The sequence below is a fragment of the Buttiauxella sp. genome, assembly GCF_049686335.1.
In the GTDB taxonomy this organism is placed as follows: Bacteria; Pseudomonadota; Gammaproteobacteria; order Enterobacterales; family Enterobacteriaceae; genus Buttiauxella.
This window is the reverse complement of the sequence record NZ_JBAVHX010000004.1, coordinates 635,727-651,047: the sequence shown is the minus strand read 5'-3', so window position 1 is coordinate 651,047 and position 15,321 is coordinate 635,727. Positions and strand designations below refer to the sequence as shown.

Annotated in this window: 15 protein-coding genes; 3 read left to right on the top strand and 12 right to left on the bottom strand. The window is 53.1% G+C overall.

Annotation, left to right across the window (positions count from 1 at the left end):
• Positions 1 to 9: 9 nt before the first annotated feature.
• Complete coding sequence (gene wrbA / locus WBL83_RS03485) at positions 10 to 606, bottom strand: NAD(P)H:quinone oxidoreductase (RefSeq protein WP_424587813.1); 597 nt, start codon at positions 604 to 606, stop codon at positions 10 to 12.
• Positions 607 to 1,082: 476 nt separating this feature from the next.
• Here wrbA and WBL83_RS03480 point away from each other — a divergent pair, with 476 nt between their 5' ends.
• Both WBL83_RS03480 and WBL83_RS03475 read left to right on the top strand, forming a co-directional pair.
• Entirely contained in the window at positions 1,083 to 1,259 is a 177-nt protein-coding gene (locus WBL83_RS03480; RefSeq protein ID WP_034456279.1) for a general stress protein, read from the top strand.
• A gap of 293 nt (positions 1,260 to 1,552) precedes the next feature.
• Complete coding sequence (locus WBL83_RS03475) at positions 1,553 to 2,461, top strand: DMT family transporter (protein WP_424587812.1); 909 nt, start codon at positions 1,553 to 1,555, stop codon at positions 2,459 to 2,461.
• A 203-nt stretch (positions 2,462 to 2,664) separates the two neighbouring features.
• On the opposite strand, the gene rutG is transcribed toward WBL83_RS03475, so the two are convergent.
• From rutG to rutA, 7 genes are read right to left on the bottom strand one after another with little or no spacing between them, the layout of a single operon-like run.
• Positions 2,665 to 3,984 (bottom strand): pyrimidine utilization transport protein G, encoded by a 1,320-nt coding sequence (rutG, locus tag WBL83_RS03470; protein WP_424587811.1) that lies wholly within the window; start codon positions 3,982 to 3,984, stop codon positions 2,665 to 2,667.
• A 27-nt stretch (positions 3,985 to 4,011) separates the two neighbouring features.
• Entirely contained in the window at positions 4,012 to 4,500 is a 489-nt protein-coding gene (rutF, locus tag WBL83_RS03465) for an NADH-dependent FMN reductase RutF (RefSeq protein WP_424587810.1), read from the bottom strand.
• A gap of 9 nt (positions 4,501 to 4,509) precedes the next feature.
• A complete protein-coding gene (locus WBL83_RS03460; protein ID WP_424587809.1) occupies positions 4,510 to 5,100 on the bottom strand; it encodes a malonic semialdehyde reductase in 591 nt (196 codons plus the stop codon).
• Complete coding sequence (gene rutD / locus WBL83_RS03455; RefSeq protein ID WP_424587808.1) at positions 5,097 to 5,909, bottom strand: pyrimidine utilization protein D; 813 nt, start codon at positions 5,907 to 5,909, stop codon at positions 5,097 to 5,099. Before rutD ends, WBL83_RS03460 begins: the two co-directional genes overlap by 4 nt.
• Before the next feature lie 3 nt (positions 5,910 to 5,912).
• Entirely contained in the window at positions 5,913 to 6,299 is a 387-nt protein-coding gene (gene rutC / locus WBL83_RS03450) for a pyrimidine utilization protein C (RefSeq protein ID WP_424587807.1), read from the bottom strand.
• A 13-nt stretch (positions 6,300 to 6,312) separates the two neighbouring features.
• Positions 6,313 to 7,011: a pyrimidine utilization protein B gene (rutB, locus tag WBL83_RS03445; protein WP_424587806.1), complete on the bottom strand. Its 699-nt coding sequence runs from the start codon at positions 7,009 to 7,011 to the stop codon at positions 6,313 to 6,315.
• Positions 7,011 to 8,102, bottom strand: a complete 1,092-nt coding sequence (gene rutA, locus WBL83_RS03440; RefSeq protein ID WP_424587805.1) for a pyrimidine utilization protein A — start codon at positions 8,100 to 8,102, stop codon at positions 7,011 to 7,013. The genes rutB and rutA overlap by 1 nt, the downstream gene beginning before the upstream one ends.
• Before the next feature lie 308 nt (positions 8,103 to 8,410).
• Between rutA and rutR the strand changes: the two genes are divergently transcribed.
• A complete protein-coding gene (gene rutR, locus WBL83_RS03435) occupies positions 8,411 to 9,055 on the top strand; it encodes an HTH-type transcriptional regulator RutR (protein ID WP_424588034.1) in 645 nt (214 codons plus the stop codon).
• Here the strand turns inward: rutR and WBL83_RS03430 are convergent.
• The 4 genes from WBL83_RS03430 to putA all read right to left on the bottom strand — a co-directional run bounded on the left by WBL83_RS03430 (position 9,052) and on the right by putA (position 14,986).
• Positions 9,052 to 9,450, bottom strand: a complete 399-nt coding sequence (locus WBL83_RS03430) for a lysozyme inhibitor LprI family protein (RefSeq protein ID WP_424587804.1) — start codon at positions 9,448 to 9,450, stop codon at positions 9,052 to 9,054. The genes rutR and WBL83_RS03430 overlap by 4 nt on opposite strands.
• A gap of 131 nt (positions 9,451 to 9,581) precedes the next feature.
• A complete protein-coding gene (locus WBL83_RS03425) occupies positions 9,582 to 10,241 on the bottom strand; it encodes a hypothetical protein (RefSeq protein ID WP_424587803.1) in 660 nt (219 codons plus the stop codon).
• Positions 10,238 to 10,786, bottom strand: a complete 549-nt coding sequence (locus WBL83_RS03420) for a hypothetical protein (protein ID WP_424587802.1) — start codon at positions 10,784 to 10,786, stop codon at positions 10,238 to 10,240. The genes WBL83_RS03425 and WBL83_RS03420 overlap by 4 nt, the downstream gene beginning before the upstream one ends.
• Positions 10,787 to 11,023: 237 nt before the next feature.
• Positions 11,024 to 14,986 carry a trifunctional transcriptional regulator/proline dehydrogenase/L-glutamate gamma-semialdehyde dehydrogenase gene (putA, locus tag WBL83_RS03415; protein ID WP_424587801.1) on the bottom strand — a complete coding sequence of 1,321 codons (3,963 nt, stop codon included), beginning with the start codon at positions 14,984 to 14,986 and terminating at the stop codon, positions 11,024 to 11,026.
• Positions 14,987 to 15,321 lie beyond the last annotated feature (335 nt).

The following is a 15,321-nucleotide window of genomic DNA, read 5'->3' as shown; positions in this document are numbered from 1 at the left end:
TCTCCTCCATTAACCGTGTAATTTAACTGCTAATCCCGCCACGTGCTCGCCCTGGAAACGAGCAATAGATAGCTCTTCCTGGCTTGGCTGGCGCGAACCGTCGGCACCGGCAATTGTCGTGGCACCGTATGGCGTGCCGCCGCGAACCTGTGAAACATCAAACAATTCTTGCGCAGCATAACCGATAGGAACGATGACCATTCCATGATGCGCAAGAGTTGTCCATGTGGATGAAATCGTATGTTCCTGGCCACCGCCGGTGCCGGTCGAACTAAACACGCTGGCCAGTTTGCCGTGCAGGGCGCCCGAAGCCCAAAGGCCGCCCGTCTGATCGAGGAAGGTGCGCATCTGGCCGGACATATTGCCAAAGCGAGTAGGGGTGCCAAAAATAATGGCGTCATAATCGGCAAGCTCTTGCGGAGTGGCTTGCGCAGCATTTTGCGTTTTCCCCCCGGCTTTTAAGAAAGCCTCTGCTGACATGGTTTCCGGGACGCGCTTCACTGTGACTTCCACGCCATCAACTTTCTGTGCACCCTCTGCCACAGCGTGTGCCATGGTTTCGATGTGTCCGTACATTGAGTAATAAAGCACCAGAACTTTAGCCATTTCGCCTCACTCCTACTTTGACGCAGCGATTTGCTGCACTGAGTTAAAGATATGTGCTGTGGCTCAGACTGCAACTACCCCGTCATACTTTAAGTTGCCTCATTGTTGGCTGCACTCCCTCACCCCAGTCACTTACTTTAGTAAGCTCCAGGGGATTTACTCCCTTTCCGCCGCGATGCAACTTAAATTATTTAGGGGTTGAGATTAATAATGTCGCATTACGTCACATTTTCGTCAGGTGACTATTTCATTAAAAATAAGAATATCTTATGGATTAAGCGGCAAAAAAAATCACCCATTCTGGCGATTACATATTGCAAAATATTACGGTTAACTGGTCAATTGCCCTGTCTGCACTAAGCTTAATCCCACGCGGCGCTGTTCAATGAAGTCAATGTAAGCCGTGCAGTGAAAGAGTACTCTTTGACTGAATGCAATATGATGACTTAACTATTTCACCAATCTGGAGGTTAGAAATGGCAAACCATCGTGGTGGTTCAGGTAATTTCGCTGAAGACCGTGAAAGAGCATCAGAAGCAGGTCGTAAAGGTGGTCAGCATAGTGGCGGGAATTTCAAAAATGACCCGCAACGCGCCTCAGAAGCAGGCCAAAAAGGGGGCAAAAATAGTCACGGCAAAGGCAGCAGTAAGTAAGCCAGCCAGGCTTTCGCAATTCGTTAAGTAATTCGAGATATACCTAAAATAATTCGAGATGCGGGAAGGCGGCAATCAAGAAAGTCCCGGTGAGCTTACTCAAGTAAGTGATTCGGGTGCACGAGAGCAGCCAACGCACCTGCAACTTGAAGTATGAAGGGTATAGATGATTGCCATCCCCACCGCCGGTTACGATCGGCGGTTTTTATTTTCACTCTCCCATTGCAGCACTCATCGCCTGCACGCAAACTAGTGGCCTTCTTTGTTCCGCTCAAATTTCTCCTGGTACTTCCATGTCTGCCTTATTGCGCCGTTACCAATTAGCCATCAAACCTCAAGAAGCGATTCTGATCCTTATCACCATGTTTTGGGGTGGGACTTTCCTTGCGGTGCAATACGCCATGACCATGAGCGGGCCGTTCTTCTTTGTGGGATTACGCTTTGCCACAGCGGCGTTGGCGGTGGCGTTACTGTCGCTGAAAACCTTACGCGGCCTGACGTGGCTTGAAGTAAAAGCCGGGGTGTTTATCGGCATTTCGATTGCCATCGGCTACAGCATGCAAACCTGGGGATTGCAGACCATCCCGAGCAGCAAATCAGCCTTTATCACCGCCATGTATGTTCCGCTGGTGCCTGTGTTGCAATGGATTTGTCTGGGCAGAATGCCTGGCCTGATGTCCTGGATTGGCGTAGCCCTGGCGTTTATCGGGCTGATTTTCCTCGCCGGGCCCGAGGGAACATCACTGACGTTGGGGGCTGGTGAAATCATCACACTTATCGGTGCGCTGGCGATTGCCGCAGAAATTATTCTGATTAGCGCCTGGGCCGGGAAAGTGGATATCAAACGCGTGACCATTGTGCAGCTTGCCACCGCCTCGATTGTCGCCTTTGCCACTATGCTCCCCGCGGGTGAAAGTGCTCCAGCCATGACGCCGGGTTTGTGGGGCATCGCGCTGGGGTTAGGGATTTTTAGCGCCATCATTCAGGTGACGATGAACTGGGCACAACGTAGTGTTTCGCCGACTCGTGCGACGGTGATTTATACCGGTGAGCCGGTGTGGGCGGGGATTTTTGGCCGTCTGGCGGGGGAGCGATTACCGATGCTGGCGTTATTAGGCGGTGCGTTAATTGTGCTGGGCGTACTGGTGAGTGAGTTGAAACTGAAACGCAAAAAGAAGCAGGAATCTCTCTCTGCTTTATAGGACCGAATCATGTCTGTTCTGTCGGGGGTCGCTACGCTAGCCCGACCTACGGTAAGCGGTCCCATGTCGGATAAGCGCAGCGTCATCCGACATTGAATCAACCCGAGCCCCACTACCGTAGGTCGGATAAGCGCAGCGTCATCCGACATGGAATCAACCCGTGCCCCACTACCGTAGGTCGGATAAGCGAAGCGTCATCCGACTTATGGAACGACGGCACTGTCGGCAATCACCACCGGGCGGCGGCTTAAAATCGCGTTCAAAATAATGGCACCAAACGTCGCCGTACCAATCCCACCCAACGTGAATCCGCCCAGCGTTAAGGCAAAATCACCTGCGCCTAACACCAGGGTGACCGCCACCATAATCAAATTGCCGTTCTGGCTTAAATCAACGTGATGCTGCACCCAGATCCGCGCACCCGCCACCGCAATCAAACCGAATACCACGATGGACGCTCCGCCAATAACGGGTGCCGGAATGGTGTGAATCAACGCGCCAAACTTCGGTGAAAAGCCGAGCAACATCGCCATCCCGGATGCCGCGACAAATACCAGCGTCGAATAGACCTTGGTCACCGCCATCACGCCAATGTTCTCGGCATAGGTGGTCACGCCGCTGCCGCCTACCGAGCCAGAAAGCATGGTCGCCAGCCCATCGCCGACAAACGCTTTGCCGATGTACGGATCCATATTTTTGCCGGTCATCCCCGCGACGGCTTTTAAATGCCCGAGGTTTTCCGCCACCAGAATCACCGCAACCGGCGCAATCAACATCATGGCCTGCACGTTAAAGGTTGGCGTGGTGAGTTGCGGTACCCCGAACCAGGCGGCAGCACTGAGCAGGGCGAAATCGACCGGTTTTCCAAAGCCAAAACCATTAGCCAGTACCGCGTAAATCACGCAGGCGAGAATCAAACCAATCAGAATCAACAGCCGCTGGATCATGCCGCGGGTAAACACCGCTACCAGACCGATACACAGCACCGTCATTACCGCCATCCAGCTATCAAAGCTGCTTGCGGAAACCCCGCGCACCGCAATCGGTGCCAGATTCAGACCGATAGCCATCACCACCGCGCCTGTCACCACCGGCGGCATTAAGCGCTCAATCCAGCGTGTTCCGGCCTTCATCACCACAAAACCAATTAAGGTATACACCAGCCCGCAGGCGATAATTCCGCCCAAAGCCACGCTAAGATGCGGGTTCAGCCCCTGACCATTAAATCCGGTCACGACAATCACCACCCCGACAAACGCCGCACTGGATCCTAAATAACTCGGTACCCGTCCACCTGTTACGATGAAGAACAGCAGGGTGCCGACGCCCGACATCAATATCGACAGGTTGGGATCCAACCCCATCAGCAGCGGCATCAACACCGTCGCACCAAACATCGCTACCGCGTGCTGCACGCCCATCACCAGCGTCTGGCCGAGTGGCAGGGTTTCATCCGGTGCGATGACACCCCCTTCCGTTAGCGCAGATTTTTTATGCCATTTTGGAAACCAGGTATTCGCCATAATTATCTCCAGGAGATTGTGTTTCGGCTAACAGGCAGGCCGCATCAGTTGGTGGTAGCCACGGCCAAACCACACCAGGCCATGGGACTCGTCGTTACGTTCAAGAGCCACTAATTCACAAAACAAAATGTCATGCGTGCCGACACTCACCACCTGGCTTATGCGGCAATCAAACGACACCAGCGCGCCTTCCAGTTGCGGGCAGCCGGTGATGCCGTGGCGCCAGTTTGCGGCAGAAAAACGCTCGGTCATGGCCGTTTTGCCGCCAAATAAGTTGGAGAGCGTTTCGTGCCCGGCGGCCAGCGTGTTGACGCACAACACCTGGTTGCCGCTGAAAACAGGCCATACCGATGCGCTACGGTTCAGGCACACCAACAGCGTCGGCGGTTCGTCGGTCACACTACAGACCGCCGAAGCGGTAAATCCGGCGCGTCCCGCCGGGCCGTCGGTGGTGATGATATTCACGGCCGCACCCAGGCACGACATCGCATCGCGAAACACCTGTTTTTCGATCATCTTCACTCCTTAAGCCAGGCAACACGCGGCTTCAAACGCTAAACGAGGCAAGCGGGTATGGGCTTTTGTCGGGTCGCCATAGCCGATGTTAATCAGCAAATTGCTTTTCCAGCCGTTGGCGCCAAAGAATTCCGCATCGACTTTTTCGCGATCAAAACCGGACATTGGCCCGGTATCTAATCCGAGCGCCCGACAGGCGGAAATCAAATACGCGGCCTGCATCGAGCTGTTGCGAAAGGCAGTTTCTTCCGCCAGTGCCGGGCTTGAGGTAAACCACGCGCGGGCGTCAGCGTAAGGGAATAAGGTCGGCAACTGCTCGTAGAACGCCGGATCCCACGCCACAATCGCGGTAACGGGCGCACTCATGGTTTTGTCGATATTGCCCGATGACAGCGCCGGTTTGAGGCGCGCTTTGGCGTCACTGCTGCGGACAAACATAAAGCGAGCAGGGGAGCAGTTGGCCGAGGTCGGCCCGAGGCGCAGCAGTTGATAAATCTCGTTCAGTTGCGCGTCGCTCACCGGTTTATCCAGCCATGAGCTGTGGGTGCGTGCGCCTGTGAACAGGGTTTCCAGCGCCCCGGAGGTGATGGCATGAGTCATACAGATTCCTTATGCAGAGTCGATTCAGTGGCAAGCAGCCCGCCAAGCGCGGCTATCAACATCGGGTTAAATTCATTCGCCGCCGTGACGTTGCAGGCGTGTCCGCCCCACGGCAGGATTTCCAGCACGCTGTTTGCCAGGGCGTTGTGCAACGCCACCGAGCAATTCCACGGCACCAGTAAATCGTCGCGAGAACAGATGATCACCACGGGCTGATGAATGCGGGCGGCGCTGGCAGAAAAATCTGCGGCCTTTAACGCATTCAGGCGACGAGTGAGATTTTCTCGCCCCTGAAAATGGGCGTTATGCAGCGCTTCTTCCGCTTCCAGTTGTGGCTGATTAGCCGCCATCCAGTCTGCGGGATAGAGAAACAGCGGTTGAGCCTGTAAATACGCCGCAGGGCCGCTATCGCGCAGCAGCGTTTCACGCACCGCAAAGCAGCGACGCGTGTGGGCATTGAGCTGCAACCAGCCGTTGATTATCGCCAGCACCTTGATGGAGTCGGGGAAATCCAGCGCCAGTTGCATCGCCACCAGACCACCCAATGCATGCCCGAGCACGCTGTACTGAGAGAGGCCGTGTTGCAACATGGCGGTGTGGATCTCGTGCGCCATATCCGCCAGCGAGTAATCATCGGGCAGCGCTTGCGGGTTCGCACCGGTGCCGCGCTGGTCGTAGATAACCAGTTGGTAATGTTCCGCCAGCGCGGTACGTTGCGGCAGCCAGTAGCTGCCGGTGCCGCCAAGTCCGGCAATCAGCAGCAAGACGGGGGCGTTGGGGAAGGGGGCACGTACCAGTTCAATCTGCATACGCTACTTCCCGACATGCGCGACGGTGGCGATTTCAACCAGCGCGTCCGGTTTGACCAGCCCGCACTGGATACAGAATCGCGCCGGTTTATCGCCCGGGAAAAACTCGGCATATACCTCGTTGATGGCGGCGTAATTTGTCCAGTCGGTGATAAAGATCGAGTTAAACGTGACGTCATCCATGGTGCCACCTGCGGTTTCAATCACCGATTTGATGGTCTCCAGCACATGGCGGGTCTGGGCTTTTGCGTCGCCGACGTACACCACATTGTTCTGTTTATCGAACGGAAGCGTCCCGGAAACATAGACTATGCCGTCGGCCAGCGTACCGGGTACAAACGGGGCGATCGGCGTGCTGGTGCCCGGGGGAATAATGACGGATTTTGGCATGGGTAACTCCTTATCAGGCAATTCGCGCAAATGATTGAGGCTGCAATGCCAGGCAAAAGGTGCCGACGTCGCTCACCCATCCAAAGAAGGTTTCGATATTGAATAATGCGGCTTGCTGCGCAAAAGCCGGCCCCGCCTGATGGGTGGCATCGGCGAGCACCACGCCAAAATATTCAAGGAAAAAGCCGTCACGGAGCGTCGATTCCACGCAGACATTGGTGGCGATACCGGTGAAGACCAGATGGCGGATCCCACGCGAGCGCAGAATGCTATCCAGCGGCGTGTTAAAGAAGCCGCTGTAACGCGGTTTGGGTAACACAATATCGCCCGCCTGCGGCACCAGTTCGTCAACCAGTTGGTAATCCCAGCCGCCTTTTGCCAGAAGGGTTCCGTGTAATTTTGGCTGCTTGCGCATGGTTTTCAGAGCGTTGGATTTGTGGAAGTTTGGCGAGCCAGGCCCGCCCGCTTCGACATATTCGCTGTCCCAGCCGTTCTGGAACCAGACAATCAACATGCCTGCTTCACGGGCGGCAGCGACCGCAGTTTTAATGTTGTCGATAACCGGGCGGGTGGCTGAAACATCAAATCCGGCAAGATCCAGATAACCGCCTTTGCTGGCATAAGCATTTTGCATATCCACCACGATCAGCGCGGTTTGCTCAACGCCGAAGGTAATGGCTTCAGGACGGGCATCGAGGATGATGTTTTTCATTACGCCACCTCGCGAGCAGAAGCGCAAAGGTGAGCACGCGATTGCATCAGCGGCTGGATTTTTTCGCCAAACGCGTCGATGCCCTCTAAGAAATCATCGAAAGTCAGCAGCACACCTTCGGCGCCAGGTACCGTTGCCACTTCATCCAGCAGACGGGCGACGGTGGCATAAGAGCCGACTAAGGTGCCCATGTTGATATTCACCGCCGAGGTCGGGTCGGCCATTTGCCGCACATTGGTATCAGAACCCGAACGGGTGTCTTTCTGGCTTTGTTCGGTCAGCCACGCCAGCGCCTCTTCGTCAGCACCCGCTTTGTAGTGTTCCCATTTGGCTCTTGCCGCTTCGTCGGTTTCATCGGCGATAATCATAAACAGCACGTAGGAGCCGACATCGCGTCCGGTTTTTTTGGCGGCCTCAATCATGCGGGCGGCGGTGGGAGCGAAAGCGGTGGGCGTATTCACCCCTTTGCCGAAGCAGAAGTTGTAATCGGCGTATTCAGCCGAGAAGGCCATTCCGGCGTCACTTTGACCCGCACAAATCATTTTGACGGGTTTGGCCGGGCGCGGGCTTAAACGGCAGTCATTCATGGTGAAGAACTCGCCTTTTAAATCACTCTGCCCGGTTCCCCATAAATCGCGCAGCACCGTGGCGTATTCGGAAAGGTAGTCGTAGCGGCGGGCAAAATAGTCATCACCCGGCCAGATCCCCATTTGCTCGTATTCTGGTTTTTGCCAGCCGGTCACCAGATTGATGCCAAACCGCCCGGGGGCGATGGAGTCAATGGTCGACGCCATACGCGCCACAATGGCAGGCGGCAGCGTAAGCGTGGCGGCGGTGGCATAGATTTGAATACGCGAGGTGACCGCCGCAAGCCCGGCCATCAGGCTGAAGGATTCCAGGTTGTGATCCCAGAACTCGGTCTTGCCGCCAAATCCACGCAGCTTAATCATCGAGAGGGCGAAGTCGAAGTCGTAGTATTCCGCTTTTTGCACAATCGCTTTGTTCAGCTCAAACGTGGGCATGTATTGCGGCGCGTTAGTGGAAATTAACCAGCCGTTGTTACCAATAGGGACGAATACGCCAATTTTCATCGCAGACCTCTCATCGCAGGTGGTATACCCATCATCCTTGCCGCCTTGCTGCAACTCGATGCTAATGGGTATTGATTTGTCATTTCAGTCTTTGCAAACCTGATGCCAGGTTATAAAAATCATTTGTTATCATTATGTTGTGAATTGGTTGCTGATTTTGTTGAGGGGAAAACGGACTATCTGGTCAAAACAGATGCACAAAAAACAGGCATCCTTGCGCGTTCCGGGTGCAAATGGCATGCAAACAGATCGTTGTCGCAGAGGGGTTTTGCTATGCTGTGGGGCAAAACAGCAAAGAGAGATGGCGCATGGCACAAGGTGGCGCAGCAACCAAAGAAACCGGACGGCGCGTGCGTGCGGTAGCAGCGAAAAAGCAGGCAATTCTGGCTGCGGGACTGGAGTTTTTCTCCCAATACGGCATTCACGGCACCAGTATTGAAAAGGTGGCGGAACGCGCTGAAGTGTCGAAAACCAATCTTCTCTATTATTACCCGTCTAAAGAAGCGCTCTATATTGCGGTGCTTAAACAGATACTTGATATCTGGCTCGCGCCACTGCGCGCGTTTCGCGAAGATTTACAGCCGCTAGTGGCGATAAGCGAATACATCCGCCTGAAGCTGGAAGTTTCCCGGGATTATCCGCAGGCCTCGCGCTTGTTCTGCCTTGAAATGTTGCAAGGCGCGCCGCTGCTTAAAGGCGAGTTGACTGGCGATTTGAAAACGCTGGTGGATGATAAATCAGCCATCATTGCCGGTTGGGTCGACAGTGGCAAACTGGCGGCGGTGGATCCGCATCATCTGATTTTCATGCTTTGGGCGACGACGCAGCACTACGCCGACTTTGCCAGTCAGGTTGAAGCGGTGGCGGGGAGCAATTTACAGGATGAGGAGTTTTTCCGCCGCACGGTAGAGAACGTGCAGCGGATGATTATTGAAGGGATTCGGGTACGTTAATTCGGGCTTGAATGGAAAACACAGCTCACGTCGCCTTCTTCGCAATTGAGCGTGCTTTTCAGCAGCTCAGTGCGCTCACGGGTTTTGTCCGTCATGCATTGCGCATGCACCATCGGAGCGACAGATGCGCCGTCAGCGCCTGAGGTTAAGAATGCGCAGTCGGCATCGCGAAAAGCAATCCATGCATTTTGCGCCGCTTTAAGCTGGGTTTTCTGCGTATCTGTGGCAAGTTTCATTGCCTTCTGATAAGTCTGATTGAGCAAATCATCCTGCTTTTTGTACTCTTTGCCGTAACACTCGTTGAGCCCAGCCTGCGAGGTCTCGTTATCGCAACTGTCCGCCAGAACGTTTGCGCTTAATAACAGGCAAGAAATCAGTAAACAAACGCGTTTCATCAAGAAAGCTCCCTGGTTTTAACGTCGTTATGGTGTCGGATGTCGCGGAGCTAATCCGACCTACAATTTAGCTTGCGTCAGCTACTAAACAGACATTAATAGTAGATGCCATTTTCGTCAAACCCGGCATATCAATTTTCAGGTTTTAATTCAATTGCCATGCTTGTGAAGTTCTGCGGATATTGTGCCGAGGTATTAAACTGATTAACGTCCTCTTTCACATCAAACGTAATAATATAATCTGGATGCCGTAATGAACGATAATAGTATTGATGATAAACCCATGAAACCCGGACTTCACAACTGCCATCTTTTTTAAATATTGAACAGTAGTTTGTTTCTTTTTTATTGGTGTTTATGAATTTTAACCCAATATCCTTGAGGAAATTATCTGGATTAAAGTTTGTCATGATTGTTTTAGGCACCATTCTTTCAAGGGTAATATTACCCACTTCTTTTTCTTTTTTGATAACGTTGGTTTTTGAAGTCAAATATATCATTCCCCAGGGGGTTTTCTTGTCAGCGAAGATACCGTCTGCGGGGCTATTTTTCGGATATGTTTTTCTTAACTGGTCGAAAAACAAAGCAGATTTTTCATCAATAACGGAAGACTTACTGTCAATAATATCAAGCCATAAATTAACGCTCTTTATTAAGGTGCTCTTATCATTTTGTGAGAAAACATATTGATACTCATCAGTATTCAGGCTGATATCTGGTTTGCTTTTATCATCGCTATAAGCAAAAGCATGCGGCATTAATAGAAGTGCATAAAGCAATGTTCTCATCATTTTCTCACTACAACTGCACCATGTCCGTCAGGTGTGGGAACGCTACAGGAAGATAAAATGTCTCTGGCTGTTTCTGCACAAGTGTCATTTGTGGATGCGTTATAAAAAACTTTTTTTGTATCAACTTCATGAGTAAATAGAGCACTCTTTGCTTTTATCTTTTCTGCTTGTTCTTTAGATATACGTAATCTGAACATCTGTGAAACTTCTTTTATCAGATAACTCGTATCTCCAGGTCTTTCTCCATTATATTCATTAATTATCTTCCCACTTTCCCCATATCCCAAAGGACCGAAACTGAAAAACGTGTCAACAATATCAAAAGATGATAATGGCTCACGCTTAGTGATATAGAAAAATACATGACCAAAATCTACAGAGAGATTCAATGTCTCATTGTAAAATGCCTCAGGGTGATTGGTTTCAAAGCCAATGGTGAGTATATATTTGCATTCGCGGCTTATGGAAACCTTCACCACATTGACTTCATTCTGTCTGGATAGTCTGGTTGTTGCGGTTGATGATCTTTCCGGTAATTTTTCCATTTTAAGCTTCCTTTGTCTTTTGGCGTAGATTACCCCTGTGCTTTGCTAACGGCAATATATTGAGCTAAGTGTTGAATCTATTTATTTATGGTATTGATAGGTTTATGGATAATAATAATGTGAGGATATAATAGATGGGGGTTATTTAAAAAATGGGAGCTAAGTCTTGTTGGTAAAATACGGCAGTATGCAACAGGGTGGACAGACTTATCGCCTGACCACCCGACAATACTAACCTTAGCCGATTGTCATCAGACTGGCGTTACCGCCTGCGGCTGCGGTGTTCACACTCAGTGAGCGCTCAACGTACAGACGTTCCAGCAACAGATTGGTTTCACCGCGTGCGAAGCCCTGCACCGAAACAATCGCGCCATCACGTGCCGCGACTTTTTCACACAGCGCACGCAACTGGTCGGAATCACCGTGGTAAATCACCGCATCAAACACCTGAGTGAGCAGCGCCTCTTCTTTGGCAAAATCGATGTGCTTTTGCACCTGAGCAGGCAGCGCTTTTGCCAGCTCGCGATGCAGCTTGTCATCAGCCCACAGCGCACGGCTGCCAACACTGGTGACGGCCGCCAGTTGTACCAGCGCATCCTGCTCGTTATCCGCGATACACAGCACGCGTTCACGTGGCATTAAGGCGTAAGTGTTGCGCTCACCCGTTGGCCCCGGCAACTGGCGCAGAGTACCGCTTTGCGCCAGTTCAGCGAAACGTTCGCACTGGGCTTTCAGCTCACCTTTGTTCGCCGCCCACTGCGTCAGTGCCTGATGGGATGCCTGCAAGCTGGCTTTCAGCGTGGTATCCACCGGGAGTTCAGCATCCTGACGGTTTAAGGTGGTTTGCAGCGCATTGTCCGGACGGTTAGCCAGCAAGCGGTAGAGATACATCGGGCCACCGGCTTTCGGGCCAGTACCTGATAAACCTTCGCCGCCGAATGGCTGCACACCGACTACCGCGCCCACCATATTGCGGTTCACGTACATGTTGCCGACATGCGCGGAGCCCGTCACCTGAGCGATGGTTTCATCAATACGCGTATGCACCCCAAGTGTCAGGCCATATCCCGCGGCATTGATTTGGTTAATCAACGCTTCCAGGTTGCTGCGGTTGTAACGCACGACGTGCAGCACCGGGCCAAACACCTCTTTTTGCATCTCATCGAAGCTTTCCAGCTCAATCAGCGTGGGGGCAACGAATGTCCCGCTTTGCCACTCTTTCGCATCCACGGCGTTGTCACGCGCAGCCTGGAACACGTTGCGACCTTTGCTGCGCAGCGTCTGGATGTGTTGTTCGATATTCTCTTTGGCTTCGGCGTCGATAACCGGGCCGATGTCAGTGGTCAGGCGGCCTGGGTTACCCATGCGGCATTCCGCCATCGCACCGCGCAGCATTTGCAGTGTGTGTTCGGCGACATCTTCCTGAATGCACAACACGCGCAGCGCAGAACAACGCTGACCGGCGCTATCAAATGCCGAGGCCAGCACGTCAACCACCACCTGTTCGGTGAGCGCAGAGGAATCGACGATCATGGCGTTCAGACCGCCCGTTTCCGCAATCAGCGGCGTCGGACGACCTTGCGGATCAAGGCGGTCAGCAATGTTGCGTTGCAAAAGCGTAGCCACTTCGGTGGAGCCGGTAAACATCACGCCGCGCACACGGGAATCGCCCGTCAGTTGCGCGCCAACCGTTTCACCGCGGCCAGGCAGCAGTTGCACCACGCCCGCAGGCACACCGGCTTCCAGCAGAATGGCGATACCCTGCGCGGCAATCAGTGGCGTTTGTTCAGCGGGTTTTGCCAGCACGCTGTTACCCGCAGCAAGGGCGGCAGCAATCTGCCCGCTGAAGATAGCCAGCGGGAAGTTCCACGGGCTGATACAGACCACGGGACCCAGCGGACGGTGAGTTTCGTTATCGAAATCATCGCGCACCTGACCGGCGTAATAGTGCAGGAAATCGACCGCTTCACGCACTTCAGCAATCGCGTTGCTGAAGGTTTTACCCGCTTCGCGCACCAGGATGCCAATCAATTTCTGCATCTGGCCTTCCATGATGACAGCGGCACGTTCAAGAATGGCGGCACGCTCTTGCGGAGGAGTTGCAAACCAGATTGGCGCGTTGTTCACCGCACTCACGAGAGCTTGTGAAACCTCTTCCGCTGTGGCTTCGCGCGTGAAACCGACAATGTCAGTTGGCTCAGCCGGGTTTTTCACCACGACCAGGTCGCCTGTCGCAACGGCATTTTCCAGAATCGGCAGCGCTTGCCATTTCTGCGCCGCACTGTTGAGCAGCGCGGAGGAGAGCGACGCCAGGCGATGTTCGTTCGCCAAATCCAGGCCGCTGGAGTTGGTGCGACCGGTTCCGTACAGCTCTTTCGGTAATGGGATTTTTGGATGTGGCAGACCGAGTTGACCTTCTTTACCTGCAATCGCTTCAATGGCGGTAACCGGGTCGGCAACCAGCTCGTCGAGCGGCAGGGTGTTGTCAGCAATACGGTTCACAAACGAGGTGTTGGCACCGTTTTCCAGCAGACGGCGCACCAGGTAAGCCAGCAGCGTTTCATGGGTGCCGACTGGCGCGTAAATACGGCAAGGACGGTTTAGTTTGCCATCGGCAATTTTACCGACGACTTGATCGTACAGCGGTTCGCCCATGCCGTGCAGGCACTGGAATTCATACTGACCAGGGTAATAGTTTTGCCCCGCCAGGTTGTAGATTGCCGCCAGCGTGTGGGCGTTGTGCGTCGCGAACTGCGGGTAAATCAGATTTGGCACAGCCAGCAGTTTTTTCGCGCAGGCCAGATAGGAGATATCGGTGTAAACCTTACGCGTATATACCGGATAACCCTCGAGGCCATCCATTTGCGCACGTTTGATTTCGCTGTCCCAATAGGCGCCTTTCACCAGGCGGATCATCAGGCGGCGACGGCTGCGGGAGGCGAGGTCAACGAGGTAATCAATGACAAACGGGCAGCGTTTTTGGTACGCCTGAATCACGAAACCGATGCCGTTCCAGCCAGCCAGTTCCGGTTCGAAGCACAGTTTTTCCAGCAGATCGAGGGAGATCTCCAGACGATCGGCTTCTTCAGCATCAATGTTAATACCCACGTCGTACTGGCGAGCCAGCAGCGTCAAAAACTTCAGACGCGGATACAACTCTTCCATTACGCGATCATACTGCGCACGGCTGTAGCGAGGGTGCAGGGCAGAAAGCTTGATAGAGATACCCGGGCCTTCATAAATGCCACGGCCATTGGATGCTTTGCCAATCGCGTGAATCGCTTGCTGGTAAGAGACCATATAAGCCTGCGCATCGGCGGCGGTTAAAGCGGCTTCACCCAGCATATCGTAGGAGTAGCGGAAACCTTTCTCTTCCAGTTTGCGGGCGTTGGCTAACGCTTCGGCAATGGTTTCGCCGGTGACAAACTGCTCGCCCATCAAGCGCATCGCCATATCCACACCTTTGCGGATAAGCGGCTCGCCACTCTTACTGATGATGCGGTTAAGCGAATGGGACAGGCTGGCTTCGTTGTGCGTGGACACCAGGCGGCCGGTAAACAGTAAACCCCAGGTGGCGGCATTAACGAACAACGACGGGCTGCGACCAATATGTGAATGCCAGTTACCGTTGCTGATTTTGTCGCGAATCAATGCATCGCGCGTGGCTTTATCCGGGATGCGCAATAACGCTTCGGCCAGACACATCAGCGCCACACCTTCTTGCGAGGAAAGCGAGAATTCTTGCAGCAAACCTTGTACCATGCCCGCCCGGCCTGACGCGCTCTTCTGATTGCGCAGTTTATCGGCCAGCTGATAAGCCAGTTTATGGGTCTGCTCGGCGATAGGTTGCGCAAGGCGAGCCTGTTCCAGAATCATGGGTACTGCATCGGTTTCCGGGCGACGCCAGGCGGCGGTAATCGCTGCGCGTGTGACCGATTGCGGCAAAATCTGCTCAGCGAAATCGAGGAACGGCTGGTGCGTTTCATCAACGTGTGGGGCGGCTTCGTCACTTTCGTTGGCGGCACCGGCTAACAGAGCAGGAAGTTCTGGCAATTCATCGTTATTTTCCAGACGTTCCAGATAATTAAAAATCGCCTGTTTAATCAGCCAGTGTGGTGTGCGGTCAATACGTGAAGCGGCGTCTTTAATGCGCTCGCGAGTCGCATCGTCCAGTTTTACGCCCATAGTGGTGGTGGCCATATAACTCCAGTTATTAGGTGGTAGCAATTCGTTATGCGGCAATATCTATCATGTTGCAACTTTGTGCAACCTTGTTAAATGTGAGCTGGATAGCAAGCTGTGAAATAGATTGAATTGTTAAATTTGGCCTAAGAAAGCGAGCGGGCTAATTATTCGCAGATGGGGGGAATTTACCGACGTAGTTAACAGTTTCTGCGGGTGCAACCGTTAAAAACGTGAGCGAGTGCAACCTCCAGGAAAAAGCTATTTTTTGTATGGTGAATGTTTTGTGAGTAGCGTGTTAAAACGTTTGCGAGTTAAAAATGCTTCCTGCAGGATACGGTCGCAAACCGAAA